The sequence below is a fragment of the Bradyrhizobium cajani genome, assembly GCF_009759665.1.
GTDB classification, from domain to species: Bacteria; Pseudomonadota; Alphaproteobacteria; order Rhizobiales; family Xanthobacteraceae; genus Bradyrhizobium; species Bradyrhizobium cajani.
This window is the reverse complement of sequence record NZ_WQNE01000023.1, coordinates 72582-97645: the sequence shown is the minus strand read 5'-3', so window position 1 is coordinate 97645 and position 25064 is coordinate 72582. Positions and strand designations below refer to the sequence as shown.

Sequence of the window (25064 nt, the reverse complement as noted above, 5' to 3'; positions counted from 1 at the left end):
TGGTTGCAGCTCTGCCCTTTGCGTCCGCTCGTGCAAAGCCTACGATGGCTGCCAACTAAGAACGCATCGGGAGACACGCCATGAGTTCACTCGCCGGCAAGCAGGGCCCGCGCTATCGCCACACGACTGAGGACGGCGCGCCCTACGAGACCATCGCGGTCGAAAAGCTCACTCCCATCATCGGCGCAGAGATCATTGGCGTCGATATCGGCAAGCTCGTCGATGGCGATGCCCGCTCCAACCGGCAGATGGACGAGATCCACCGCGCGCTCGCCGAAAACCTCGTCATCTTCTTCCGCGACCAGCAGATCACCCCGCAGCAGCATCTCGCGTTCGGCCGCAAGTTCGGCGAGCTGCATTTTCACCCCGCCGCGCCGCACGAGGACGAAGACCCGGCGCTGATGAAGATCTACGCCGACAAGAACTCGCCGCGGGCCAATGGCGAGGGCTGGCATTCCGACGTGTCCTGCGATCTCGAGCCGCCGATGGGCTCGATCCTCTACATCAAGCAATGCCCGCCGCGCGGCGGCGACACGCTGTTCGCCAACATGTATGCGGCCTATGAGGCTCTGTCCGATCGCATGAAGGCCTATCTCGACGGCCTGACTGCTTTGCACGACGGCGAGCCGATCTATCGCGGGCTCTATGCGAACTATGGCGTCGCCGACCGCCCCTCTTATCCGAACGCGGAGCACCCGGTGGTGCGCACGCATCCGGTCACGGGAAAGAAGGCGCTCTACGTCAACCGCGGCTTCGCGCGCCACATCAACGGCATTCCCCGCGACGAGAGCGACGCGATGCTCGCCTATCTCTATCAGCACGCGGAAAATCCGCTGTTCCAGTGCCGCTTCCGCTGGACCGAGAACGCCATCGCGTTCTGGGACAACCGCTGCACCCAGCATCGCGCGATGTGGGACTACTGGCCGCATACCCGCTCAGGCACGCGGGTGACGGTGAAGGGCGAAAGGCCCGTGTGAGTGCGGCTCTTGCCATGCGGTGCCGCGTCGATCGCCGCTGCGCTCGAGGCTCGCAGCTTACCCCAAAAGGGGTAGGTCAGGTCATCCCTGCGGGTAATTGAATTCGCGAGCCGGTGAGCCCTACGGTGCCGCATCAGAATGGGCCATATCACCATGCCACAGGTGATAGTGGACGCGCCGAGATATCAGAGCATCGTCATTCGCAACGATGACGGGAACTCAACCGGCAAAAGCGCCGGCTCGCGCGTCACATCGGATCGAGTGCCACTTCTTCGCAGGACGACAAAACGTCCGGCGGCTTCGCTATGGTTTGCAGCCACCCTCGTGGTGTCGTGCCTTTCGGATGTACCGCGTCCCGGCGACGGGGCGCACGCGCAGTCCAATGGCGTCGCGGGCGATTCCCTGCGGCCTGGACAAGCAAGGACGAGCAATGCGGGTGATGCGCGTCAGGCCGGAAACCAGGAGCAAAGCGCGGAGATGCTCGCCCGCGATCTCGCGACGGCGCGACGTGACCTCGAATTGCAGCAGGGCTTGCTGAATAAAGAGCGCGAGGAGTGGGGTCGAGCCCGGACCGCCTTGTGGAGCGAAGCCGCGGAACTGAGAAAATCGCTGAAGGAGACGTCTCAGGATGGCGCGGCCGACGTACAGAAGTCCCTGCGAGAGGAGCGCGGGCGAGCCGCGCGGCTGGAACAGGACCTTGCTGCAGCTCGTCGTGACGTGGAAAAGCAGGCCGCCCTCGCAGCCAAGGCAAGCGATGATGCGGCGGAGCTGAAGCGAGCCGCGCAAAGCGGCGCGGCGGATCTGCAGAAGGCGCTGGAACAGGAGCACACGCGGACTGCGCGATTGGAGCAGGACCTCGCGGCGGCCCGTCGCGACGTGGAAGCGCAGGCCGCCCTCGCAGCCAAGGCAAGCGATGATGCGGCGGAGCTGAAGCGAGCCGCGCAAAGCGGCGCGGCGGATCTGCAGAAGGCACTGGAACAGGAGCACGCGCGGACTGTGCGACTGGAGCAGGACCTCGCTGCGTCCCGTCGCGAGGTGGAAGCGCAGGCCGCTCTGGCGGCCAAGGCAAACGATGACGCGGCGGAGCTGAAGCAGGCCGCGCAAAGCGGCGCGGCGGACCTGCAGAAGGCGCTCGAGCAGGAGCACGCGCGGACCGCGCGATTGGAACAGGACCTCGCTGCGTCCCGTCGCGAGGTGGAAAAGCAGACTGCATTGGCGGTCAAGGCAAACGATGAAGGGGCGGAGCTGAAGCAGGCCGCGCAAAGCGACGCGACGGATCTGCAGAAGGCACTGGAGCAGGAACACGCGCGGACTGTGCGACTGGAGCAGGACCTCGCTGCGTCCCGTCGCGAGGTGGAAAAGCAGGCCGCCCTGGCGGCCAAGGCAAACGATGACGCGGCGGAGCTGAAGCAGGCCGCGCAAACCGACGCGACGGATCTGCAGAAGGCACTGGAGCAGGAACACTCGCGGACTGTGGGACTGGAACAGGACCTCGCGGCGTCCCGTCGCGACGTGGAAACGCAAGCTGCGCTGACGGCGAAGGCCGGCGATGAGCTCGCCAGACTGAAGCAGGCGGCGGAAGCGAGCGCTGCGGAACTGCGTCGATCGATGCAGAGGGAGCACGAGAGAGCCAATGCATTGGCACAGGATCTCTCGATGGCGCGCACCAAGATCTATGCATACGAGGCTCATGCCGCACGAGCCAACGAAGCAGCACAGCAGAAACAGGCGGAAGCAAACGACACCGCCGAGTTGCGACAATTGCTCCAACGCGAGCGGCAGCGGGCTGAGCAGCTGGCTCGCGATCTTGCAATCAAAAGCCGCGAACGCGACGCGCAGGCCGAGCGGGCAGCCGAAGCGAACGCGCAGGTCGCCGGAATGAAGCAAGCTGCGGAGCAGGCTATGGCCGAGCAGCGCAGCCTGCTGCAGCGGGAGCGTGGCAGGGCCGAGCAGTTGGAGAGGGATCTCGCATCGGCCAACCGCGGCATTGGTATCTCCGCTGCGAAAGTGGCGCCTGTTGCGTCTCAGGTGGTCACCGCCGCCGCCGCTGGGCGGCCCGTGCCGGAAAAGCCGGCGAGCGCGCCGATGGGGCCAGCCGAGGACCAGGCCACAGCCGTGCGTATTGCGGGCAATGCCGAGGTCCATCCCGACGATAGCGTGCAAGAGGCGAGACTGATGGCGCGGGCGCGTTTGCTGCTGGAACGGGGAGACGTCGGTGGTGCGCGGATCGTGCTGGAACGCGTCGCCGAGATGGGCAGTGCCCAGGCAAGTTTCGCGCTCGCGGAAACCTACGATCCGCTGATCCTTTCCAGCTGGAGAACGTATGGAACGCGCGGCGATTCGACCAAGGCGCGCGATCTCTACGCGAAGGCCGAGGCCGGAGGAATCAAGGAAGCAAAGGCGCGGTTCGAAGCACTGCGTCGATAGAACGATCTGCGCGGCAGGGACGGACGCCACGACAGGGTGTCATGCAAAGGAGCTCGTTGATGAAAAGGTCCATCGGATTGCGCCGGCTGTTCCTGCTTGCGGCCCTGGTGCCGCTGCTCCTGGCCCTGCAGCCGCTTCCGTCGGATGCGCGGCAGCAACACGCTCGGCCTCACAAGGCTCGCCTGATCCAGGCCGCATCGCCCCAGCCCAAGCCCGAAGTCCAGGCAATGAACGCCTGGACCGTGGGCCTCGCCGGCGGTCTTCTCGACGGCGCTCCGATTCGCCTGGCCGCCGAAATCGCCCGCGTGGTCGATGATGGCGACAATCTGCACGTTCTGCCGGTGGTGACGCGCGGGGCCACGGAGAATCTGAATTCGCTGCTGTATCTGCGCGGCATTGACGCCGCGATCATCAACTCCGACGCGCTCGAGGAATACAAGAGCCAGGTGCCGGACATCCAGCGACGGATCGCCTACGTCCTGAACCTGTTTCCGTCCGAACTGCATGTCTTCGTGCGACCGGAGATTCAGAGTCTGGGCGATCTTGCCGGCAAGAAGGTGAACTTCAACAGCCAAGGTACGGCCGCTGCCTATTCAGGACCGCTGATCTTCAGTCGCCTCGGCATCGACATCGAGAAGATGTTCATTCCGCACCAGATCGCGCTCGAACAGATGCGCAAAGGCGAGGTGGCGGCCGTCGTCTTCATTACCTCGAAGCCGGTCGATGCCTTCGTGAAGGGCCGGTTTGAACCGGGCTTCAAGTTCCTGCCTGTTCCGTATGAGGACAAGTTCGAGGACTACTATCTTCCCGCGGCCCTCGACGCGGCCGATTACCCGAACCTGATCAAGAAGGGCGATCGCGTGGCCACGATAGCCGTGCCGACCGCGCTCGTCGCCTTCAATTGGCCGGCCCGCACGAACCGCTTCGAGCGCGTCGCACGTTTCGTCGATCATCTGTTCTCGCGCATCGACAAGCTGCAGGGACCCGGCTTCGATGCGAAATGGAAATCGATCAACCTCAGCGCGACCGTGCCCGGCCTTGCGCGCTTTCCTGCCGCGCAGAATTGGCTCGATCGCCAACCGCGCACGACACAGGCATCGCAATGACCAGGCTCGCCGTCCCGCTCCTTGCCGCAATCGCTTTCGTCAACGGGATTGCCCTGGCGCAAGGGACGGAAGATCCGCTGGCTCAGCTTCGTGCCTGTTCCCAGATGGGACGCGAGGCGCGTCTGGAGTGTCTCGACAAGCTGTCGCACGCGGCCGCGCCAACCAGGCGCGAAGCGTCGAGAGCCGATAATTGGACGATCAGCGAGACGACGTCGCCCGTCGATTATTCACCGATCGCCACCGCGACGACATCGCCGCGCGTCGGTTCGGTCGAGCGATCCATGAAGCTGTCGATCCGATGTCGCGGCGGGCGGACCGAGCTGTCTCTCGCAGGGCCCGGCATCTCCGGCCGAGGCGACGACTATGCGATTTCCTATCGCGTCAACAACGGCCAGCCGGTGCAGGTCGCGGCGATCGTGCCGGCGTTCGGCTCCGGCGTCGCGGTCGCCGGTGATGTCGTTCGCTTGCTGCAGTCGCTTCCCGACAACGCGGACCTTGCGGTCCGCCTTTCACCCCGTACCGGGGCTGCCCATGACGCAACATTCTCTCTCGCAGGGCTGGACGCAATGCGCGCGAGGATGGCCGCGATCTGCAAATGGCCGCTCGCTATCGCTAGGCCGGGCAATTGAGAATGGTGTTCGCTGATCTTTTTTTGAGATGGAGATGCCTGATGCGCAGTTTTGAATCTGTTGTGAAATTGATTGCGATGGGGGCCGTCGCCGTACTGGCTTCCACGTCATGCACGGTGGCCCAGCAGGGTGGAAAATACTGGGTGCCGAACGAGCAGTCCGCAACCCACCGGGCGAGCGACGTCCGGAAATCTGAAAGGCCGCGAGCCACTGCGGAAACACGGAAGCGATCCGCATTTGCGCGCATGCACAATCCTGCGACGCCGAAAGGGAAGGAGCATCATCTGATTCTGCAGGTGAACTCCAATGATCCTGCCGCCATGAATCTCACGCTTAACAATGCAACGAACGTGAGCGACTACTACAAGGGTCTCGGCGAGAAGGTGAAGATCGAGGTGGTCACGTTCGGCCCGGGCCTGCATATGCTGCGCGAGGATACGTCGCCGGTGAAGGCTCGCATCGAAGAAATGGCTCTCAGTTCGCCCGACGTGTCGTTCAAGGCCTGCGGTAACACCCAGGAAAAAATGCAAAAGGCCGAGAACAAGTCCATACCGATCCTCAAGCAGGCGGACGTCGTGAAGTCGGGCGTCGTTCGCGTGATGGAACTACAGGAAAAGGGATGGAGCTACGTGAAGCCGTGAGCTGGAGGGGCAGCTTGCTTTGAGCCCCTTCGAGCGAGGACGCGCCGCATGGCGCAGAAAACGCCTGCAAATCCTCGCGCTCGCGGGACAGGGTGGCCCGCAGCGCCGGCAATCGCATTGACGTCTCGCATCCGCTACGCCAAGCTCCGGGAAAACCAAGAAACAATCCCGGGGAAACGCCATGACATGCCGACCTCCTATCCCGATCTCAACGCCAAGGATCTGCCCGCGGTGATGCTGGAACGCTTCGGCGATGCCGCGGGCTTCGTCGGCCGCCCCAAGGTCGCGGCAGCGGAGTAGCGCTTGTCACGGGCGCGAAGCATCATCGTGGGGCTCGTTGCGTCGATCGTGCTGTCGTCGCTTGCGCCTGCTGGCAGCGGCCAGGTCGCGGCCGCGCGGAAGATTGTGAAACCGAGGCAGAAGCCCTCGTCGCCGGTCAAGTGTGAGAGGCCGAAGTTCCGGATCGTCGTGGATGTCGGGCACACTCCGGACTCCTACGGCGCGCTGAGCGCACGCAACGATCCGGAATTCGGCTTCAACTTCCGCCTCGCAAGACTCGTCACGGCGAGGCTCAAATCCGAGGGCTTTGCCGCGACCCGTCTGCTCGTCACGGACGGCAAGGCGCGACCGAGCCTGTTCAAGCGCGTCGGTGCCGCGAATGACGCCCGGGCCGATCTTTTCCTGTCGATCCATCACGATTCGGTGCCGGACAAGCTGCTCGAGACCTGGGAATTTGACGGCGCAAGCAGCTATTTCAGCGACCGATTCTCGGGCCACTCGCTGTTCGTGTCGCGGCAGAATCCGCACTTCGCCACCAGCCTGATGCTCGCCCGCATGATTGGCCGGCGGTTGAAAGAGCAGGGCTTGCACTATGCCAGCCAATACACGTTACCGGTGATGGGCCGTTACCGGCGCCAGCTGCTCGACATGGATGTCGGCGTCTACCGTTATGACGGACTCGTCGTGCTGTCGCGGACGAGGAGCTCCGCGGTGCTGCTCGAGGCGGGCTCGATCATCAACCGCGACGAGGAGATGGAGATGAACTCGGCGGAGCGGCAGGAGACGATTGCCGGAGCCGTGGCAGCGGGGGTGGGGGAGTTTTGCGAGCGGCGATAGTTTGCTTCGCTGTATCAAAAGCCGTCATTGCGAGCCAACGGGTCCGCGCGAAGCGCGGCCCGATGACACGCTCCGCGAAGCAATCCAGACTGTCGCCGCGGAAGGATCCTGGATTGCTTCGCTGCGCTCGCAATGACGCAAGGCTACAGCGGCGTCCCCCGATACTCCCGATTCGCCAAACTCGCCTCCTCGAGATCCAGATCCCGCTCGATCCGCCGCCGCGTTTCGTCGGTGATCTCGCCGTCGCGCAGGAGGTTGTGGATGAATTTGCGCTCGGCGGCGATCAGCTCTCGGGTCAGTGCGGTGCCAGCAGCGGAGACGTCGTGGTGGGCGGGGTCGAGCGAGTCCGGCAACTGGTTGACGCGGATCTCGTGGCGGGCGCGGAGGAGCCGCATCACTTCGTCGGAGACTTCCTTCTCCCCGGTCAGCGCATCGAGCGACTTCAGTGCAGCATCGAGCGCCTGGCGCCGCGCCGCGATCTCGGCCTCGTGCTCGCTGACATGCTCGCTGCGGCCCGCTTCGGCGACACCGAGCCAGCGTACCACCGGCGGCAGCGTCAGGCCGACGCCGATCAGCGTGACGAAGATGACGCCGAAGGCGACGAACAGGATCAGGTCGCGATACGGAAAGGCCTCGCCGCTCGGCAGCGTGAACGGCAGCGCCAATGCGGCCGCGAGCGACACCGCGCCACGCACACCGGTGAAGGCGAGCGTAAACGGCCATTGCCATGGCGGCGAGGGATCGCGCTCGCGCAGCGACTTGCTGAGCATCCGCGGCAGATAGGTCGCCGGATAGAGCCAGGCGAAGCGTGCGATGACGACGATCACCAGAACTACGGCGGTTGCGATGAGGATGTCGTCGAGCGGGAACGCCTTCGACTTCTCGTAGAGAGCGCGCATCTGGAAGCCGGTGAGCAGGAACAGCAGGCCTTCGATCAGGTAGATCACGAGATCCCAGAAGAAGATGCCTTGCAGGCGTGTCGCCGAGGAGATCAGCAGCGGCCCGTTCCAGCTCACATAGAGGCCGCAGGCGACCGTGGCGATCACGCCGGAGCCACCGACATGCTCGGGCAGCCAATACGAGACGTAAGGCGTGATCAGCGACAGCGTCAGCTCGACCTGCGGATCCCTCGACCATTTGCGGGCGCGAAGCGAGAGCCAGCCGACGCCGATGCCGAAGGCGATCTCGCCGGCAACAATCAGCAGGAACTCGCCGGCCGCCAGCGGCAGCGAGAAATGCCCGACCATGATCGCGGCGAGCGCGAAGCGGTAGAGGATCAGTGCGGTGGCGTCGTTTGCGAGCCCTTCGCCCTCCAGAATGACCAGTATCCGGCGTGGCATGTGCAGGCGGCGCGCGATCGCAAGCGGTGCGACCACGTCGGGCGGTGCCACGATCGCGCCGAGCAGGAAGCCGACGGTCCAGGGCAGGCCGATCAGGTAATGCGTGGCGGCCGCCACCATGGCCGCGGTGAAGATCACCGCGCCGACCGCGAGCAGCACGATCGGGCGCAGGTTCTTCTTGAACTCACGCCAGCTCATGGCGACGCTCGCCGAGTAGATCAGCGGCGGCAGCACCATCAGAAGCACCAGTTCCGGCGGCAGCTCCACCGGCGGCATGCCCGGTACGAAGGCGAGGCCGACGCCGGCCAGCATCAGGAGGATGGCGGGGGCGACGTTGAAGCGGCGTGCGGCCAGCGCCACGCCTGCCAGCACGGCAAGAAGGATGAGAAACGTCTGAAATTTAGCTTCCATGACGGCCTGTCTTCACCCGGAAGCGCCCGCAAGGTCAATGCGGCGCGGATCACGCCAGCCGCTCGGCCACCATCCGCCCGATCCGCGCGAACGTCGCCGCGATCTGCGCGGTACTCGGCGTGCCGCCTTGGACATAGGCCGCGATCAGGATCGGCGTGTCGGGCTTCGGCCAGGCCACCGCGATGTCGCCCGATGCATCCTTGCCGTTGTTGCCGGTCTTGTCGCCGATCTTCCAGCCTGCGGGCAGGCCGCCGCGCAGCCGGTTCGCGCCGGTCTTGCAGTTCACCATCCATTCGGTGAGCTGGGCACGCGAAGCGGCGGAAAGTGCCTCGCCCGTCACCAGCCGGCGCAGATTGCCTGCCATCGCCGCAGGCGTCGTGGTGTCCCGGGCATCGCCGGGCCTGGAACGGTTGAGTTCGGGCTCGTTGTGGTCGAGCCGCGAGGTGGCGTCGCCGAGCGACCGCCAGAATGCGGTGAGCGCGGCGGGTCCGCCGATCCGCGCCAGCAGCAAATTGGCGCAGGTGTTGTCGCTGAGCTCGACGATCGCCTTGCACATCTCGGCGACCGACATTGTGCCGGCAGCGAGATTCTGCTTCGCCACCGGTGCGTACTCCAGCAGATCGGCCTGGCCATAAGGGATCATCGCTGCGAGCTGCTCCTCGCCGCGATCGACCCGCGCCAGCACGCAGGCCGCAAGCGAGGCCTTGAATGTCGAGCACATGACGAAACGCTCGTCGGCGCGCCAGGCGAGTTTCTTGCCGGTCGCTAGGTTCTCCGCATAGACCCCGATCCGCCCACCGCTCTCGCGCTCATAGGTTTCGAGATCAGGCGGCGCCTCCGCGGCCAGCGCGGGCGAAGCGGTCATCCAGCACAGTGATGCGAGCAGGGAGCGACGATCGAGAAGCATGAGGGACCTTTGGGCGTGTCAGGGAGCGTACAATTTATCCGCGCCGTCATTGCGAGCGCAGCGAAGCAATCCAGTCTGTCTCCGTGGAAAGATTCTGGATTGCTTCGCTGCGCTCGCAATGACGGAGGATGGAGCGTCCCGAAGCTCCAGCTGTGGCAAGCGGGTCGAAAGGCCCGTCACTCCCTCAGGTCATACCGGTACGATTTCGACACGATCTGCCAGCCGTCGGCAAGCTTCATCGCCACCAGATAGTCGGTGAAATAGCGCGGCGGGAGTTGGCACCGGACCTTGATGAAAGCGGTCTTGTCATCCGAACGGTCGATGGTGACGATGAAATCCTCGCGCGGCTTGCCTTCGGCCTTGCCGGAGGGCCGCTTGCGCACGCGGTCGAGCCAGTCGGGCACGGTCAGAACCTGCAGCTCGCCCTTCTCGACCCAGCGCAAATCGGCGGAGGGATGGAAGATGGCGCCGAGCTTGTCGGCGTCGCCCTCGTAGAGCCCGTCGAAATAGGATTGCACGACGGCTTCGACGCTCGCACGGTTCTGGCTCATGGCTCATCCTTTTGCCTGATGTGTCGGACGGAACTTAGTCGTACTCATCAAATTGCGCTATGGGTGTCCGCGCCATTTTGTGCGGGGACATTGCGATGACCGGATCAGAGAAGTCGAACGCTCGTATCCTGATCGGAGAATGCTATTGCCGCACCGTGCGCTTCGAGGTGGCCGACGCGTTCTCCTACGCCATGAACTGCCATTGCTCGAACTGCCGCCGCACCACCGGCTCCGCCTTCAAGCCGTTCGCGGGTATCGCGCGGGACAAGCTCCGTATCGTCCAGGGTGACGAGCAGCGGATCATAGTCGGCGACGACGTCACCCATGACGCCCACTGCGCCCGCTGTGGCTCGCTGCTCTATTCCCAGGTGCGTGAGGGACAGTGGGTCCATGTCGCCATGGGAACCCTGGTCGATGCCCCCTCGATCCGGCCGAGTGCCCACATTTTCGTGGGCTCGAAGGCGCCCTGGCACGACATTACGGACAATCTGCCGCAATATCGGGGGCACATCGGGGATGGATAAGGCAATCCGGCACGCACACGCATTTGCGGGCGAACCGCCATCGCGTTGGCGCGACAAACAAAAGCGGCCTTTCGGCCCGACGCCGGGGCTGCCTTTGTGACCTTGATCACGAGCGCCGGCGGTCGATCTTGCCAAAGCGATCCCAAGGGGCCCCGGACGGCCCTGAACTGTCGGAAGTCGTGTCATGCGCAATCTGCTCAGATTTTGCCCGCTTCTCCTCGCTTTCGCGCTGCTGTTCGGCGCCGAGCCCGCCTTTGCTGGCAAGCGCGTGGCCCTGGTGATCGCCAATTCGGCCTATCAGCGCGCGCCCTCGCTCGCCAATCCCGTCAATGACGGTGCGGTGATGGCGAAGACGCTGAAGGAAGCCGGCTTCGACATCGTCGATTCCCGGCACGATCTGCCGGCCCTGGACATGCGGCGCGTGCTGCGCGACTTTGCGGATGCGAGCCGCGATGCCGACATCGCCGTGGTCTACTATGCCGGTCACGGTATCGAGGTCGAAGGCTCGAACTATCTGATCCCGGTCGACGCCAGGCTTGAGCGCGACACTGACGTCTATGACGAGGCCCTTTCCCTCGAGCGTGTCCTGGTCTCGGTCGAGCCGGCAAAGCAGCTTCGCCTGGTGATCCTCGACGCCTGCCGCGACAATCCGTTCAGCAAGACCATGAAGCGCACGGTCGCCTCGCGCGGCATCGGCCGTGGCCTCGCCCAGGTCGAGCCGATCAGTCCCAACACGCTGATCGCCTATTCGGCCAAGGCCGGTTTCACGGCGCAGGACGGCGACGGCGCCAACAGTCCGTTCACGGTCGCGCTGTCGAAGCATCTGACGACGCCGGGTCTCGACGTCCGCCGCGCCTTCGGCTTCGTGCGCGACGACGTGCTCAAGTCGACCGGCAACAAGCAGGAGCCGTTCGTCTACGGTTCGCTTGGCGGCGAAGATGTGCCGCTGGTGCCGGTCAAGGCGGTGGCCGCAGCACCAGTGGCGCCTGTGCCGAACCCGCAAGCCGACATCCGCCGCGACTACGAGCTCGCGCTCCAGCTCGGCAAGAGGGCGGCGTGGGAAGCCTTCCTCGTCCAGCACCCCGCCGGCTTCTATGCCAGCCTCGCCAAGCTCCAGCTGGAGAAAATCGGCGCCGAGCAGGCCCATGCGGCGGCGATCGAGAAGGCGAGGCAGGCCGAAGCCGAGCGCGACCGTCTCGCCGCCCTCGGCGCGCAGAAACACGCGCAGGCCAAAGCTGCGGCTGACGCGAAGGCCGCCGAACAGGCGCAGCTCGCCGCGCAGAAGGCCAAGGAGCAGGCGCAGCAGCAGGCCGCGGCAGCCGAGCAGCAGCGCGTCAACCTCGCCGCCGCTGCGCCGGGCGCTGCGCCGGCCAGTACGGCGAGCCCGGCCGGCACCAACGTCGCCTCCCTGACGCCGGCGACCGCGCCGGCCGATCTCAACCGCTCGGTGCAGACCGAGCTCGGCCGCGTCGGCTGCTTCTCCGGCGCCGCCGACGGCAACTGGAATACGTCCTCGCAGCGGTCGTTGTCACAGTTCAACCGCTATGCCGGCACCAAGCTCGACGTGAAGGTGGCGAGCACCGATGCGCTCGATGCAGTCAAGTCGAAACCGTCGCGCATCTGCCCGCTGGTCTGCGAACACGGCTTCAAGGTCGATGGCGACAAATGCACCAAGATCGTCTGTGGCGACGGCTATGCGCTGAACGACGACAATGAGTGCGAGAGGAAGCGCGCCGCCAAGCCTGCGCCATCGAAGCCCGCGACGACATCGCGGCGCGATGACAGCGAGGACCGTCCGGCGCGGCAGCGTCGGCAGACGGGCGGAATTGGCGGTGCGGCGGCCGGGATCGCCGGCGGTGCGGGCCGTTCGTCAGGCGGCGGTGGCCAGATCTATTGTGACACCAGGGTCTGCCGCCAGGTCACCCGAGGCTGCCATCTCGAATATCGCGGCGGTGGCGGCCCGGGCAATGTTGTGGCCAATGCCGAGGTTTGTAACTAAAGCGCGATGAGATTGGGATGAATCGTCATCGCGCTTTAGGTTGTTGTTTGAGCACGATCTTTTCGGAAAACCGCTGCGCACTTTTCCGGATCATGCTTTAGGCGCGAACCAGTGCCACACGGTCGTGCCGGCTTTGGCGAGGACGACTTCCGGGCAGGTATTCAAGTTGCAATCGCGCTTGCCGCGATGTTCACCGTCAACGCCAGCAACGCCGTGTTGTAGATGAACGAGACGATGCCGTGCGCCGTCGCCGTGCGGCGGATGGTCTTGTCGGTGATGCCGACATCGGAGACCTGCGCGGTCATGCCGATCACGAACGAGAAATAGACGAAGTCCCAATAGTCGGCGTGGTCTTCCTGGTCGGCGCCCGGAAACTGCAGGCCGCCCGGCCTGGCGTTGCGGTAGTAGTCGTGTGCGTAATGCAGCGCGAACGTGGTGTGCACGGCGGCCCAGGACAGCGCGATGGTGGAGATCGCGACGGTGAGATCCGCTGCGCCGCGATGTGGCGTGCCGAGTTCTGCGACGATCGCCGCAATGCTGGCGAAAGCGCCGACCGCCGTCACGAGCAGGATCACGAAGCGGCCGTCGTCCTGCATCGCAGCGGCGCGGCGAATGTGCTGGTGGTCGTTGCACAACATCATTGCGTAGACCAGCACGAGATAGACCGCGATCAGCGCATCCCAGCCGAACAATAGTCGCGTCACCGGCCGGTGTGTGCCCGGCAGCAGCAGGCAGACCAGTATTCCGGCCGCGAGCGCGATAAACGTCCGCGGCCGCGCATAAAGCAACCGCATCGGCCGCGACATCTGGCGGAAGCGGACGAGGACGGGATCTTCTTTGCCGATAGCCATGATGGTGTCGGCTCTCTCACTGTTGCGGCAGCGGCGGTACGCTCCCTCGCCCCCGGTGAAGATCGTGCGCTGCGTCAGTTCTTCCGCTCGGCGACGAAGCGCGCGGCGGCCTGTAGAACGGCGGCACGATCCCCGAAGATCGACACAGCGCTGTCGGCCCGCGCGAGCAGGTCGCGCACGCGCTGCTTGGCGCCTTCGATGCCGAGCTGGGTGACGAACGTGGTCTTGCCGAGGGCTGCGTCCTGACCTGAGGGCTTGCCGAGCGCCGTGGCATCGCCTTCGACGTCGAGCAGGTCGTCGGCGATCTGGAATGCCTCCCCGAGCGCGCGGCCGTAATCGTCGAGCGCCTGATATTCCTTTTGCGACGCCTGGCCGAGGATTGCGCCGGCGATGCAGCCGTAGCGCAGCAGCGCGCCGGTCTTCATCTGCTGAATACGGGCGACATCGATCGGTTCATTGCCGCCGAAGCGGCCTTCGCCGGCGAGGTCGAGGATCTGGCCGCCGACCATGCCGCCGATGCCGGCGCAGCGCGCCAGGGCGCGCGTCAGCAGCAGCCGCACATTGGCGTCGCGATGGATCTCGTCGCGGGTGATGATGTCGAAGGCGAGCGTCAACAGGCCGTCGCCGGCGAGGATCGCGGTCGCATCATCGGTCTTCTTGTGCAGGGTGGGACGGCCTCGGCGCAGGTCCGAATTGTCCATCGCCGGAAGATCGTCATGGATCAGCGAATAGCAGTGGATGCATTCGAGCGCCGCACCGGCGAGCAGTGCCGCCTCGCGCGGCACGCCGAATACGGCCGCGCTCTCGACCACGAGGAACGGCCGCAGGCGCTTGCCGCCGTTGAGGCTCGAATAGCGCATTGCGTCCATCAGTCGCTTGGGCCGGGCGATCTCATCGTGCAGGATGTCGTCCGCTAGCAGGTGCCCGAGCAGGGCCTCGGTATCATCAGCGGTCTTGTCCAGACGTTTGGCGAAATCGGACGGGGACGTGCCGGTCATCAAGAAAGGCTCCAGAACTAAAATTCGGCGGGACAATCCTTTATGCGCCCGCCCCAGTCAATCGTTTGGAAGGCCTAAAAAGTGCTGGAAAAGGCCAGAATTATCACAGACTTAATGATCGGGCCCGTGGCTGCGTTTCATTTTGCGCCGGAAAGGTTGATTTGCGCATCGTCAAAATCCTTCTCCTGGTGCTCGTGGTCGCACTGCTCGCGCCCTATGTGATTGCGCCGTTCTACCGCGCCGGCCATCCGGTTTCGACACTGATGGCGTGGCGTTCGCTCCGGGGCGCGCCGATGCAGCGGGAATGGATCGATCTGGCGGCGATGTCGCCCTACCTGCCGCGATCGGTGGTGGCCGCCGAGGACGCGCATTTCTGCAAGCATCACGGCATCGACTGGGGCGCGCTGCGCGAGGCGATCGACGATGCGAAGGAGGACGGTACGCCGTTCCGGGGGGCCTCCACCATCACCCAGCAGGTGGCGAAAAACCTGTTCCTCTGGCAGGGCCGGGATTTTGTCCGCAAGGCGCTGGAATTCCCGCTTGCGTTGTGGATCGACCTCGTCCTGCCCAAGCCGCGGATCCTGGAGATTTACCTCAACATCGCCGAGCTCGGCCCGCAGGGCCAATTTGGCGTCGAGGCGGCCAGCGCCTACGCCTTCGGCAAATCGGCGGCTAACCTCACCCCGCGCGAAGCAGCGCTTTTGGCCTCGATCCTGCCGAATCCGGTCAAACGCAGCGCCAGGACCCCTGGTCCGGGCGTCAGGCGGTTGGCGGCAACCTATGTGGCGCGGGGGCAGGCGAGCTCACTTGCGACCTGTTGGCGGGAAAATCGCTGATTTCGAGCCCATTTTGGGCGTATTTTCCGGCCCAAAAGCCTAGCTTTACGGCCAGCCTTCCTCTATAAGCGCGGCCTTGATCGGCATTCAGCTCGCCTCGTATTGCGGGTGCTGAGCCGTCCCCTCGCGGACGATGCCCTGATGACACCAATCCCTAGAGGATATTGAAATGGCCGTTCCGAGAAGAAAAACCTCGCCGTCGCGTCGTGGCATGCGCCGCTCGGCAGACGCCATCAAGAAGCCGACCTACGTGGAAGACAAGGACTCCGGCGAGCTCCGTCGTCCGCACCATCTCGACCTCAAGACCGGCATGTACAAGGGCCGTCAGGTCCTGAAGAAGAAAGAGTCCTGAAGGCAGGACCTTTCTCGTGGCGGGATGATTTGACCTGCCTGATTTCGGCCAACCCATGAGATATGACGGTGACGGCGGCGGAGCCAATGCTTCGCCGCCGCATTGTCCTGTCTGGACATCATGATCGAGAAGGCATCTTGCCGATGGTCGGTTTCCCGCTGCTCCTGATTCCGCTCGCGGTCTACAACATCATCGCCTTCCTGATGCCCAGCGTGTCCTTCTCGGACGTGCTGTTCAAGGTGCCGATGATCACGGGCGAGACCTGGCCGGTCACGCTCGCCGATCTCTTGCTCGCGCTCGGCGTGGTGCTGCTGCTGCTCGAGGTGGTCAAGGGCGCGCGCCCCGGCTCGAAGTTCCTGATGGACCATTTGCTGTCGCTGGTCGTGTTCGGCGCGGCCGCCGCCGAATTCGTGATGTGGCCCAAATTCGGCAATTCGACCTATTTCCTGCTGGTGCTGCTCGCGATGGCTGATTTCTTCGCCGGCATCGCCCAGCGTACGCGTCGCCGTGTCACCTATGTTGCCGAGACGGTGCCGGCGCCGCGTAAGGCCAGGCGCCAGGCGGAGGCGCCGATCGACGAAGCGGCCGCCGAACCCAAGTTCGAGCCGGTCGCTCCGGCGCAGCCCGTACCGGCCCCCTCGGCACAGTCGGTCGCCGAATCCGTGCTGATGGATCACCCCGCGCCGAAGCCTGTGCAGAATACGTCTTCGCCGGAAATTCCCTCGCCGCACCTGCAGCCGGGCAACGGCACGCCGCCCTCGCCTGACGCGCCGCAGCGCTGAGCTTAACCCTGCCGCCGCGCGCTTCCTCGCGCTTCTTGCGGGGAGAGGTGAAGCGGGAGACCGCCTCTCCTTATGTCATTTGCTGCTGCTCAAGCCACTTGCCGCGTGCGCGCACTGACGCTCGGAAGCGGTCGCTTGCTGCCATAGGCCATCTGCGCGTCTTCGCAAGAGGCGCGGCGGAGCCGGCTTGCCTGGGGCAGGTGCTCGGCATTGGCGATGAGCTGGGTGACGAAGCTCGGATCGGGGCGAGGCCGCGACGTCTTGTGGATCCATCCAAGCGTCGGCACCAGCGGCACCAGGGCCGTGCCCGTGCCGCCCGCCGCCTCGTCCGATCGATCAGTACCCAACATCGCTATCACCGTTGATCCGGCGAAGCCTGTCGCGTTTCGGGACGCTGGCGCCGGGTGCGTGTCAGTACTCGCAAGGCCTATGCCGGCCGGGCCGGTTTGGTTCCCTGGGCCTGCGAAACATGGTTTCCAAATTGTTTATCAAGTTTGCCTAGGGTCGGCGACGAATCTGGCTTTATTCTGTGCCGGCTTAGGACTCTCCCGCTGTCCCGAAACGAGGCGCTCTTGACCCCCGCATTGCCGCAAGCCTCCGACATCTTGGCCGCCCTCGGTCAGGCCGTGTTCGCCTGGGACATCACCAGCGACGTCATCGTCTGGGGTGAGCAGGTCGGCGCCATCTTCCCCGGCATCCCGGCCGACCGGCTCGCAACCGGCGCCGAATTTGCCAAGCTGATCGAGCCCGCGCAAACGCTGCGAACCGCCGCGCTGGCGCAGACCTCCGCCGTGCATGGCGCCGACGGCACGCCCTATCGTGTCGAGTATGGCGTGCGCATGAGCGCCGCCGATCCCGTGGTCTGGATCGAGGAGACCGGCCGCTGGTTCGCCGGTCCCGACGGGCGCCCCACGCGCGCGATCGGCTCCGTCCGCATCAACAACGAGCGCCGCGCCCGCGACGAGGAGCTGACCAAGCTGGCGCGGCTCGATCCGTTGACCGGCGAGCTCAACCGGCTGCATCTGATCGCGGCACTGGCCGAGGCGATCGAGGAGACGACCCGCTTCCGATCGACCGCCGCCTTCATGCTGGTCGGCATCGATCATCTTGCCCGTGTCAACGACGCCTTCGGCTTCGACGTTGCCGATGCCGTGATCCTCGACGTCGCCAAGCGCATCCGCGCCCGCCTGCGCGGCGGTGATGTGCTCGGGCGCTTCTCCGGCAACAAGTTCGGCCTGATCCTGAAGAACTGTACCGTCGACGATATGAACGTCGCTGCCGAGCGCTTCCTCGCGGGCATCCGCGACGAGGTGGTGCCGACCAAATCCGGCCCGGTCTCGGTCACCGCCTCGATCGGCGCGGTCAGCGTGCCGCGCTATGCCCGCAACACCGATGAGGCGGTCAACCGCGCCCACGAGACGCTGGACGCCGCCAAGCGCCGTCGCGCCGGCTCTTTTGCCGCATGGCGCCCGGATGCCGCGCGCGATGCACAGCGCCGCGTCAACATCCGCGTCACCGACGAGATCGTCACCGCGCTGAACGAGCGCCGCATCAGGCTCGCCTACGAGCCGGTGGTGTCGGCCGCCTCGCGCGAACGCGCGTTCCACGAATGCCTGGTGCGGATGGACCAGGGCGACGGCCAGGTGCTGCTAGCGCCCGACATCGTGCCGGTCGCCGAGCGGCTTGGCCTGATCCGCCTGGTCGACCATCGCGTGCTCGAGCTCGTGGTCGCCGAGCTCGCGGCCGCGCCCGATGTCAGGCTCAGCCTCAACATCTCGCCGGATACCACCATGGATCCGGACTGGTGGGCGGGAATCGAATCGCTGATGCAAGCGCACCCGGGCGTTGCCGAGCGGCTGATCGTCGAGATCACCGAGACGGTCGCGATCCAGGACATCGACGACGTCCGCGCCTTCGTCGGCCGTCTCAAGCATTTCGGCAGCCGTATCGCCATCGACGATTTCGGCGCCGGCTACACCTCGTTCCGCAATCTGCGCAAGCTCGGCGTGGATATCGTGAAGATCGACGGCGCCTTCGTGCAGAACATCACCCATTCCGCCGACGACCGCGCTTTCGTGCAGACCCTGATCGACCTCGCCCGCCGCCTCGACATCAAGACCGTCGCCGAATGGGTGCAGGACGAAGAGGCCGCCGGCATGCTGCGCGACTGGGGCTGCGATTACATCCAGGGCCGGCTGATCGGGCTGGCGTCAGCCGAGCGGCCATGGAGTGCGCCGCCGGACAGCGCGCTGCCTGCGGCAAGTTGAGGTTTGTGGGGTGGGCAAAGGCGCACTTGCGCCGTGTCCACCATCTCTCCAACAATGCGGCGCGAAGGGTGGGCACGCTTCGCTTTGCCCACCCTACAAGACCTTCACGCGCCCTCGTCCAGCGCCACCAGCTCGCGCTTCTTGCGCAGCGCGGGCAACAGCGGTGCGACCAGCAGCACCAGCGCCAACGAAAGGCACGCCGCCGAGATCGGACGCTGCACGAAGGTCCAGAGATCGCCCTGCGACAGGATCAGCGATTTGCGCAGGTTGTTCTCCAGCATCGGTCCGAGCACGAAGGCGAGCACCAGCGGCGCCGGCTCATAGCCGAGCTTGCGCATGAAATAGCCGATGATCCCGAACGCGATCATCACATAAACGTCGAACACGTTGTTGCTCGAGCAGTAGACGCCCAGGATCGTGAACAGGATGATCAGGGGAAACAGGATGTTGTAGGGCAGCTTCAGGAGCTGCACCCACATGCCGATCATCGGCAAATTGAGGATTAGCAGCATGACGTTGCCGATATACATGCTGGCGACGATGCCCCAGAACAGGCCGGGGTTTTGCGTGATCAGCAGCGGTCCCGGTTGCAGGCCGTGGATGACGAAGGCCCCTAACAGCAGCGCCATCACCACGTTCGGCGGGATGCCCAGGGTCATCAGCGGGATGAAGGCACCCCCCGCCGCCGCGTTGTTGGCGGATTCGGGGCCTGCGACGCCCTCGATCGCGCCATGGCCGAAACGCTCCGGCGTTTTCGACAGCCGCTTCTCCAGCGCATAGGACGCAAAGGAGGCGACCACCGCGCCGCCGCCCGGCAGAATGCCGAGCAGGAAGCCGAGCAGGGTGCCGCGCGCCACCGGACCGGCGCTTGCCTGCCAATCGGCCTTGTTGGGCAGGAGCTGCGTGATCCTGGCGTTGATGATGTCGCGCTTGATCGCCTGCTCGGTGTTGAGCAGCACCTCGGCGACGCCGAACAGGCCCATCACGACGGGCACGAGGCCGATGCCGTCGATCAGCTCCATGCGACCGAAGGTCAGACGCGGCTGCGCCGTGATGCTGTCGAGCCCGATCAATCCGAGCACGACGCCGATGCACGCCATCAACAGCGCCTTCGGCATCGAGCCCTGGGTGAGGAAGGTGAGCACGACGAGGCCAAGCACCATCAGGCTGAAATACTCGGCCGGGCCGAACGCGATGGCGATGCTGGCAAGCCGAGGCGCCACCAGCATCAGCGCGACCAGCGCAAAGGTGCCGGCGATGAAGGAGCCGAAGGCGGAGATGCCGAGCGCGGGGCCGGCGCGGCCCCGCTTCGCCATCTGGTGACCGTCGATGCAGGTGACGACGGAGGCGGCTTCGCCGGGAATGTTGACCAGGATCGAGGTGGTCGAGCCGCCATACATCGAGCCGTAATAGATGCCGGCCATCATGATGATGCCGGATTCCGGCGTGCCCGAGAGCGTCACGGGCAGCAGCAGCGACATCGCCGAGATCGGCCCGATGCCCGGCAGCACGCCGACCAGCGTGCCTATGAAGACGCCGATGAAGCAGTAGAGCAGGTTGATCCCGGTCAGCGCGACGCCGAACCCGTGCGCGACATTGGCGAGCGTATCCATGCGATCAGCCGATCCCGAGCAGGCCGGAGGGCAGTTGAATCAACAACAGGCGCTTGAGCACCCACCACATGCCTGATGGCACCAGCACGGCGATCGGAATGGCCAGCGTCCAGCGCACGGGATCGATCAGCCGTAACAGCAGCAGCATCAGCGGGATCGACGACAACAGAAACCCCAGCGGCTCCAGGGCGAAAGAGAATGCGACGAGGCAGGCGATGACGAGAAGCGGCTTGCTCCAGCGTGCGTTTTCCCATCGCGAGGCCAGCGTCGGCCCGCCCTCGGTGATGGCCGAGATGATGATGGAGCCTGCGAACACGCACATCAAGATGCCCGTGTAGAACAGCACGTAGCCGGAGCCGGGATCGTTGATGGTGCCGAGCTTCAGTTTAAGGCCCGACCAGATCACGAAGCCGCCGAGCGCGAGCCCAATCAGCCCGCCCCAGAGTTCGGAGTTGCCGAGGCGAAGTTTGACGTTGGTTGGATTGTTCATATGAAGCGCCTCTAGACCATCGTCACCCTGAGGCGGCCGCTTCTTCAGCGGCCCTCGAAGGGCGACGGTGCCCGTGTCCATCCTTCGAGGCGAACCGCAAGTGCGGCTCGCACCTCAGGATGACGCCGATGTTTACGGTAGCTCAAGTCGTTCCTCGCCGGTCTACTTCTTCGCAAGTCCGAGCGTGTCGATGACTTTGCGCTCGGACTCCGTGACCTCGACGACGAACTTCCTGTAGTCCTCGGTGTTCTTGTAGTTCGGCACCATGTCGTATTTGGCGAGCGTTGCCACGACAGCCGGGTCCTCGACGGCCTTCTTGAAGGCATCGTGCAGCTTGGCGACGATTTTCGGATCCATCCCCTTCGGCCCCGCGATGCCGAACGGGGAATCATAAACCATGGGATAGCCGAGTTCCTTCAGCGTCGGCACATCGGGATAGTTCGGCGAGCGTGCGCCGGTCCACACCATCAAGAGCCGCAGCTTGCCGGCGTCAACCAGCGGCCGCCATCCTGTGGAATCGGCCTGAAGCATGGTGTGCTGTCCCAGCACTGCGGCATTGGTCTCCGCGCCGCCCTTGAACGGCACCTGCGTCAGCTTGATGCCGGACATCGCGGCGATCTGCTCCATGCCGATATGCAGCGAGGTGCCGGTGCCCGGCGTTGCGTAGGTCACCTTGCCCGGGTTCGCCTTGGCAAACTCCACCACGTCCTTCCAGCTCTTGAACTGCGACTCCGCGTTGGTGGTGACGCCGAAGGTGTAGCCGGTGAGATGGACGATGTAGGTGAAATCCTTGGCCGGATCCCACGACACCTCCTGCATCAGGGGCAGGCGGAAGACGGTGATCGGAATCTGCGAGATGGTGTAGCCGTCCGGCTTCGCGGCCGCGGCCATGGTCGCGGGTCCCACCGTGCCGCCGCCGCCGGCCTTGTTGTCGATCACGATCGGCTGCCCCAGCACTTTCGAGGCGCTGTCGGCGATGGCGCGCATCGAGATATCGGTCGATCCGCCGGCGGGCCATGGGACGATCAGCGTGATGGGTTTGGTAGGATAGTCCTGCGCACCGGCGGCAGTCGAGAGCAATGCGCCCATCACCGCATGCATGGCGGCAAAGGCAACCGTCTTCAGCCCGTATCGCGACATCGTAACGCCTCCCTCGCAGCGGCCTCGTTCGGGCCGCCGTTTCTCGTTGTTCTCGGCGATTGTTCCCGAAATCACGAGAGAAGAAAAGCGCCATTGCGCGTGCGTCAGGGAAGCGCCAAACGGCAATTCCGCCGGAAACGATCCATGCGACAATTGGTCGTTTGGAGGCGTGCCGAGATACGGAATTTGAGCGGGCGAGGCCGCTACGCCACGCGCCGGACTGCGCTCAGCGTCTCGATGGCATGGCCGACCTCCGCTGCGGGGCACGGCTTGCCGAAATAATAGCCCTGCACGGCCGTACAGCCGCATTCGCGGACGAAGTCGAGTTGCTCCTCGGTCTCCACGCCCTCCGCCGTGGTCTCGACGCCGAGCACGGAGCCGAGGCTGGCGATGGTGCGGACGATGGCGACGCTCTCCGGGCTGTCGCCGAGCGTGCCGACGAAAGAGCGGTCGATCTTGATGCGGTCGAACGGAAACTTGCGCAAATAACTCAGCGAGGAATAGCCGACGCCGAAATCGTCGAGGCTGACCCGCACGCCGAGCGCGCGGAGCTGGTGCAGGATCTCGATCGTCGCCTCGCTGTCGTCGAGCAGCGCCGTCTCGGTGACCTCGAGCTCGAGCCGCTGCGGCGGCAGGCCGGCTTCCGCCAGCGCGCTCGTGACCATTGCCACCAATCCGCGCGCGCGGAACTGCACCGGCGAAAGGTTCACCGCGACGGTGACGTCGGGCCAGGACACGGCGGTCGCACAGGCGCTGCGCAGCACCCATTCGCCGATCGGGACGATCAGCCCGGTCTCCTCTGCGATCGGAATGAATTCGGCCGGCGAGACGAAGCCGCGCGAGGGATGTTTCCAGCGCAGCAGCGCCTCGAAGCCGGTGAGCTCGGACGAATCGAGCCGCACCTGCGGCTGGAACACCAGGTGGAATTCCCGTGCCTCCAGTGCGCCGCGCAGATCGTGCTCCAGCGCATGCCGGCTGCGCGCCTCCTCCTCCATCTCGGGCTCGAACAGCTGATAGGCGCCGCGTCCCTTGGCCTTGGCCTGGTACAGCGCGAGGTCGGCGCATTTCATCAGCTCGTCGGCATCGAGCCCGTGATCGGGCGCGATCGCGATGCCGACGGAGACGCCGACATGGATCGACTGGCTTTCCAGCGGCGGCGGATGGCCGATGATCTCGACCAGGCGGCGTGCGAGCTTTTCGGCCGACTGCGGCTGCGGTCCGCGCTGGAGAACGGCGAACTCGTCGCCGCCGAGTCGCGCGACGGTGTCGTGCTCGCCGACATTCTCCTTCAGCCGCGCCGCGACCCAACGCAGCAGCCGGTCGCCGGCGGCGTGACCGAGCCGGTCGTTGACGGTCTTGAAATTGTCGAGGTCGAAGCACAGCACGGCCATGGCGCCGCCGGCGATCGCCACCTGGTTCAGCCCCTCGCCCATCTTCTCGCGGAACAGCGTGCGGTTGGGCAGGTCGGTGAGCGAATCGTGCCGCGCCATGTGCGCGACGCGGGCCTGGGCTTTGTGGCGTTCGGTGACGTCCTCATAGGTGACGACCCAGCCGCCGTGCTCCATCCGCTTGTGATTGAGCTTGATGATGCGGCCGTCGCTCAAGTGGCGGTGCAGCGTGTGCTCGCCCTCGCGCAGCCTCTCGACGTAGTCGGCATAAAGCTTGGCACCGGTCGTGTTCGGATGGATGCCGAGCTCGCAGCTGTGCTCCATGATCTCGCGCATCGAGACACCGGGCTTCACGATGTCCGGCGACAGGCCGTACATCTCGATGTAGCGGCGGTTGCAGACGATGACGCGCAGGCTCGAATCGAGCATGCACAGGCCCTGGCTCATGTTGTTCAGCGCTGCGTCGAAGCGCCGATACTGCTCGCTCAGTTCCTCGACCGCACGCTCGTGCTCGGTAACGTCCTCGTAGGTGGCGACGAAGCCGCCCTCGGCTAGCGCGCAATAACGCACCGAGATCACGGTGTCGTTCGACATGCTCCGGCGCATCGGCGAGCAGTCGCGGTTGGCGATGCGGACGCGAGCGGCTTCCAGGATCTGCTGCGGGGTGTATTCCGAAGCGAACGCCCCGTTCGCCATCGAGCGCTCGATCAGCTCGGCGAGATGCGTGCCGGGCCTGGTTTCCTCCTGCGACAGCCGGTAGATCGTGCGGTAGGTGGTATTGCAGACGCGCAGGCGCATGTCGCTGTCGTAGAATGCGAGCCCGTGCGCCATGTTCTCCAGCGCGGCATCGAGCATGAAGTTCTGCTGCCGCAGCGTCTCCTCGTATTGCAGCCGTTCGGTGACGTCTTCGTGCACCGTCACCCAGCCGCCGTCGGGCAGGAAGCGGGAGACCGCCTGCACCATCCGACCATCATAGCGCATCACCAGCAGGGTCTTCGCCTTCCTGGCGCGTACGTCTTCGAGCCGGCTCCCGTGAAATTCGTCGCCCGACATGCCCGGCAGGTTGCCGCGCGAGAGCCAATGCTCGATGGCGGTGCTGTGCGCGGCGCCCGGCTTCACGATTTCGGGGTCGAGGTTGTAGAGGCGCAGGAACCGCTCGTTGCAGACGACGACGCGGCTGTCGGCGTCATACATGATGAGGCCGTGCGACATGTTGGCGAGCGCGTGCTGGCTGCGTTCGGTCTGCACATGCAATTCCGCCTCGAGCCGGGCGAGGCGGCTGACGTCGTCGCAGATCGTCATCCAGCCGCCGCCGGGGAGCGGCTTCAGCTCGAGCGCCATGACGAGGCCGCTCGCCAGACGTTGCTCGGTGCGGAACGGCTTGCCCGCTGCGATTTGCGCGATCCGCGTTGAATACAGCGCGTCGAGCTCGTTTTCCGGAAAGTTGCCGCGGCTCGCACTATGCGCAAGCACCTTGCGATAGCTCGTGCCGACCCGCACGATCTCGGCCGACATGTCGAACAGCGTGAGGTAGCGCTGGTTCACCAGCACGATCCGGTTGTCGGCATCGTAGACACAGACGCCCTGCTCCATGTGGTCGAGCGCAAGCTGGCTCAGCGCGACCAGGGGCTGCTTGCCCTGCTCGCGGCGCGCACCAAGCTCGTTGTCGAGGGTCGACGTCATGGGGTCGGCAGGTCTCGGCGGGCAACAGACTTAACG

Annotated in this window: 22 protein-coding genes; 12 read left to right on the top strand and 10 right to left on the bottom strand. The window is 65.1% G+C overall.

The genetic code is table 11. From position 1 onward, the window contains the following. The first annotated feature begins 80 nt into the window (after window positions 1-80). The 6 genes from GPL20_RS25170 to GPL20_RS25145 all read left to right on the top strand — a co-directional run bounded on the left by GPL20_RS25170 (window position 81) and on the right by GPL20_RS25145 (window position 6896). Window positions 81-977, top strand: coding sequence for a TauD/TfdA dioxygenase family protein (locus tag GPL20_RS25170; RefSeq protein ID WP_157332667.1), 897 nt, complete (start codon window positions 81-83; stop codon window positions 975-977). A gap of 138 nt (window positions 978-1115) precedes the next feature. Beyond that, window positions 1116-3404 (top strand): coiled-coil domain-containing protein, encoded by a 2289-nt coding sequence (locus GPL20_RS25165; RefSeq protein ID WP_157332665.1) that lies wholly within the window; start codon window positions 1116-1118, stop codon window positions 3402-3404. Between the two features lie 59 nt (window positions 3405-3463). Beyond that, window positions 3464-4510, top strand: coding sequence for a TAXI family TRAP transporter solute-binding subunit (locus GPL20_RS25160; protein WP_157332663.1), 1047 nt, complete (start codon window positions 3464-3466; stop codon window positions 4508-4510). Continuing rightward, the gene (locus tag GPL20_RS25155) at window positions 4507-5139 is read left to right on the top strand and encodes a hypothetical protein (RefSeq protein ID WP_167533199.1); all 633 of its coding nucleotides are present in this window, start codon (window positions 4507-4509) and stop codon (window positions 5137-5139) included. The genes GPL20_RS25160 and GPL20_RS25155 overlap by 4 nt, the downstream gene beginning before the upstream one ends. Window positions 5140-5180: 41 nt before the next feature. Continuing rightward, window positions 5181-5780, top strand: a complete 600-nt coding sequence (locus tag GPL20_RS25150) for a DsrE family protein (RefSeq protein ID WP_157332659.1) — start codon at window positions 5181-5183, stop codon at window positions 5778-5780. 303 nt (window positions 5781-6083) lie between these two features. Continuing rightward, window positions 6084-6896 (top strand): N-acetylmuramoyl-L-alanine amidase, encoded by an 813-nt coding sequence (locus GPL20_RS25145; RefSeq protein ID WP_167533198.1) that lies wholly within the window; start codon window positions 6084-6086, stop codon window positions 6894-6896. A gap of 143 nt (window positions 6897-7039) precedes the next feature. On the opposite strand, the gene GPL20_RS25140 is transcribed toward GPL20_RS25145, so the two are convergent. The 3 genes from GPL20_RS25140 to GPL20_RS25130 all read right to left on the bottom strand — a co-directional run bounded on the left by GPL20_RS25140 (window position 7040) and on the right by GPL20_RS25130 (window position 10105). Then, window positions 7040-8647, bottom strand: coding sequence for a Na+/H+ antiporter (locus tag GPL20_RS25140; protein WP_157332657.1), 1608 nt, complete (start codon window positions 8645-8647; stop codon window positions 7040-7042). Window positions 8648-8696: 49 nt separating this feature from the next. Beyond that, window positions 8697-9554, bottom strand: a complete 858-nt coding sequence (gene bla, locus GPL20_RS25135) for a class A beta-lactamase (RefSeq protein ID WP_157332654.1) — start codon at window positions 9552-9554, stop codon at window positions 8697-8699. Window positions 9555-9730: 176 nt separating this feature from the next. Beyond that, the gene (locus GPL20_RS25130; RefSeq protein ID WP_157332652.1) at window positions 9731-10105 is read right to left on the bottom strand and encodes a nuclear transport factor 2 family protein; all 375 of its coding nucleotides are present in this window, start codon (window positions 10103-10105) and stop codon (window positions 9731-9733) included. A 95-nt stretch (window positions 10106-10200) separates the two neighbouring features. Here GPL20_RS25130 and GPL20_RS25125 point away from each other — a divergent pair, with 95 nt between their 5' ends. Both GPL20_RS25125 and GPL20_RS25120 read left to right on the top strand, forming a co-directional pair. Then, window positions 10201-10629, top strand: coding sequence for a GFA family protein (locus GPL20_RS25125; RefSeq protein ID WP_157332650.1), 429 nt, complete (start codon window positions 10201-10203; stop codon window positions 10627-10629). Between the two features lie 184 nt (window positions 10630-10813). Then, a complete protein-coding gene (locus tag GPL20_RS25120; RefSeq protein WP_157332648.1) occupies window positions 10814-12628 on the top strand; it encodes a caspase family protein in 1815 nt (604 codons plus the stop codon). A 161-nt stretch (window positions 12629-12789) separates the two neighbouring features. Here GPL20_RS25120 and GPL20_RS25115 read toward each other — a convergent pair whose 3' ends face one another. After that, window positions 12790-13479, bottom strand: coding sequence for a DUF1345 domain-containing protein (locus GPL20_RS25115; protein ID WP_157332646.1), 690 nt, complete (start codon window positions 13477-13479; stop codon window positions 12790-12792). Window positions 13480-13553: 74 nt separating this feature from the next. Then, entirely contained in the window at window positions 13554-14477 is a 924-nt protein-coding gene (locus GPL20_RS25110) for a polyprenyl synthetase family protein (RefSeq protein WP_157332644.1), read from the bottom strand. Window positions 14478-14638: 161 nt separating this feature from the next. On the opposite strand from GPL20_RS25110, the gene mtgA reads away from it, so the two are divergent. The 3 genes from mtgA (at window position 14639) to GPL20_RS25095 (ending at window position 16447) form a co-directional block, all read left to right on the top strand. Beyond that, complete coding sequence (gene mtgA / locus GPL20_RS25105) at window positions 14639-15313, top strand: monofunctional biosynthetic peptidoglycan transglycosylase (RefSeq protein WP_157332642.1); 675 nt, start codon at window positions 14639-14641, stop codon at window positions 15311-15313. A gap of 169 nt (window positions 15314-15482) precedes the next feature. Continuing rightward, window positions 15483-15665 (top strand): 50S ribosomal protein L32, encoded by a 183-nt coding sequence (rpmF, locus tag GPL20_RS25100; protein ID WP_007598106.1) that lies wholly within the window; start codon window positions 15483-15485, stop codon window positions 15663-15665. 143 nt (window positions 15666-15808) lie between these two features. Continuing rightward, window positions 15809-16447, top strand: coding sequence for a hypothetical protein (locus GPL20_RS25095; protein ID WP_167533206.1), 639 nt, complete (start codon window positions 15809-15811; stop codon window positions 16445-16447). An 89-nt stretch (window positions 16448-16536) separates the two neighbouring features. Here the strand turns inward: GPL20_RS25095 and GPL20_RS25090 are convergent, their stop codons facing one another. Beyond that, the gene (locus tag GPL20_RS25090; RefSeq protein WP_157332638.1) at window positions 16537-16797 is read right to left on the bottom strand and encodes a hypothetical protein; all 261 of its coding nucleotides are present in this window, start codon (window positions 16795-16797) and stop codon (window positions 16537-16539) included. Window positions 16798-17019: 222 nt separating this feature from the next. Here GPL20_RS25090 and GPL20_RS25085 point away from each other — a divergent pair, with 222 nt between their 5' ends. Further along, on the top strand, window positions 17020-18714 hold the full coding sequence (locus GPL20_RS25085) for a GGDEF domain-containing phosphodiesterase (RefSeq protein WP_157332636.1): 1695 nt from the start codon (window positions 17020-17022) through the stop codon (window positions 18712-18714). Between the two features lie 104 nt (window positions 18715-18818). On the opposite strand, the gene GPL20_RS25080 is transcribed toward GPL20_RS25085, so the two are convergent. The 4 genes from GPL20_RS25080 to GPL20_RS25065 form a co-directional block, all read right to left on the bottom strand. Further along, window positions 18819-20327, bottom strand: coding sequence for a tripartite tricarboxylate transporter permease (locus tag GPL20_RS25080; protein ID WP_157332634.1), 1509 nt, complete (start codon window positions 20325-20327; stop codon window positions 18819-18821). 4 nt (window positions 20328-20331) lie between these two features. Continuing rightward, window positions 20332-20817: a tripartite tricarboxylate transporter TctB family protein gene (locus tag GPL20_RS25075; protein WP_157332632.1), complete on the bottom strand. Its 486-nt coding sequence runs from the start codon at window positions 20815-20817 to the stop codon at window positions 20332-20334. A gap of 162 nt (window positions 20818-20979) precedes the next feature. Then, window positions 20980-21957 (bottom strand): tripartite tricarboxylate transporter substrate binding protein, encoded by a 978-nt coding sequence (locus GPL20_RS25070; protein WP_157332630.1) that lies wholly within the window; start codon window positions 21955-21957, stop codon window positions 20980-20982. A 203-nt stretch (window positions 21958-22160) separates the two neighbouring features. Then, window positions 22161-25028, bottom strand: a complete 2868-nt coding sequence (locus GPL20_RS25065) for a PAS-domain containing protein (RefSeq protein WP_157332621.1) — start codon at window positions 25026-25028, stop codon at window positions 22161-22163. Window positions 25029-25064: the final 36 nt, after the last annotated feature.

Excerpts from the sequence above, each read along its gene's own strand:
- GPL20_RS25170 (WP_157332667.1), top strand. The coding sequence starts at position 81 with ATGAGTTCACTCGCCGGCAAGCAGGGCCCGCGCTATCGCCACACGACT.
- GPL20_RS25165 (WP_157332665.1), top strand. The coding sequence starts at position 1,116 with ATGGGCCATATCACCATGCCACAGGTGATAGTGGACGCGCCGAGATAT.
- GPL20_RS25160 (WP_157332663.1), top strand. The coding sequence starts at position 3,464 with ATGAAAAGGTCCATCGGATTGCGCCGGCTGTTCCTGCTTGCGGCCCTG.
- GPL20_RS25155 (WP_167533199.1), top strand. The coding sequence starts at position 4,507 with ATGACCAGGCTCGCCGTCCCGCTCCTTGCCGCAATCGCTTTCGTCAAC.
- GPL20_RS25150 (WP_157332659.1), top strand. The coding sequence starts at position 5,181 with ATGCGCAGTTTTGAATCTGTTGTGAAATTGATTGCGATGGGGGCCGTC.
- GPL20_RS25140 (WP_157332657.1), bottom strand. The coding sequence starts at position 8,647 with ATGGAAGCTAAATTTCAGACGTTTCTCATCCTTCTTGCCGTGCTGGCA.
- bla (WP_157332654.1), bottom strand. The coding sequence starts at position 9,554 with ATGCTTCTCGATCGTCGCTCCCTGCTCGCATCACTGTGCTGGATGACC.
- GPL20_RS25130 (WP_157332652.1), bottom strand. The coding sequence starts at position 10,105 with ATGAGCCAGAACCGTGCGAGCGTCGAAGCCGTCGTGCAATCCTATTTC.
- GPL20_RS25125 (WP_157332650.1), top strand. The coding sequence starts at position 10,201 with ATGACCGGATCAGAGAAGTCGAACGCTCGTATCCTGATCGGAGAATGC.
- GPL20_RS25120 (WP_157332648.1), top strand. The coding sequence starts at position 10,814 with ATGCGCAATCTGCTCAGATTTTGCCCGCTTCTCCTCGCTTTCGCGCTG.
- GPL20_RS25115 (WP_157332646.1), bottom strand. The coding sequence starts at position 13,479 with ATGGCTATCGGCAAAGAAGATCCCGTCCTCGTCCGCTTCCGCCAGATG.
- GPL20_RS25110 (WP_157332644.1), bottom strand. The coding sequence starts at position 14,477 with ATGACCGGCACGTCCCCGTCCGATTTCGCCAAACGTCTGGACAAGACC.
- rpmF (WP_007598106.1), top strand. The coding sequence starts at position 15,483 with ATGGCCGTTCCGAGAAGAAAAACCTCGCCGTCGCGTCGTGGCATGCGC.
- GPL20_RS25095 (WP_167533206.1), top strand. The coding sequence starts at position 15,809 with ATGGTCGGTTTCCCGCTGCTCCTGATTCCGCTCGCGGTCTACAACATC.
- GPL20_RS25090 (WP_157332638.1), bottom strand. The coding sequence starts at position 16,797 with ATGTTGGGTACTGATCGATCGGACGAGGCGGCGGGCGGCACGGGCACG.
- GPL20_RS25080 (WP_157332634.1), bottom strand. The coding sequence starts at position 20,327 with ATGGATACGCTCGCCAATGTCGCGCACGGGTTCGGCGTCGCGCTGACC.
- GPL20_RS25075 (WP_157332632.1), bottom strand. The coding sequence starts at position 20,817 with ATGAACAATCCAACCAACGTCAAACTTCGCCTCGGCAACTCCGAACTC.
- GPL20_RS25070 (WP_157332630.1), bottom strand. The coding sequence starts at position 21,957 with ATGTCGCGATACGGGCTGAAGACGGTTGCCTTTGCCGCCATGCATGCG.
- GPL20_RS25065 (WP_157332621.1), bottom strand. The coding sequence starts at position 25,028 with ATGACGTCGACCCTCGACAACGAGCTTGGTGCGCGCCGCGAGCAGGGC.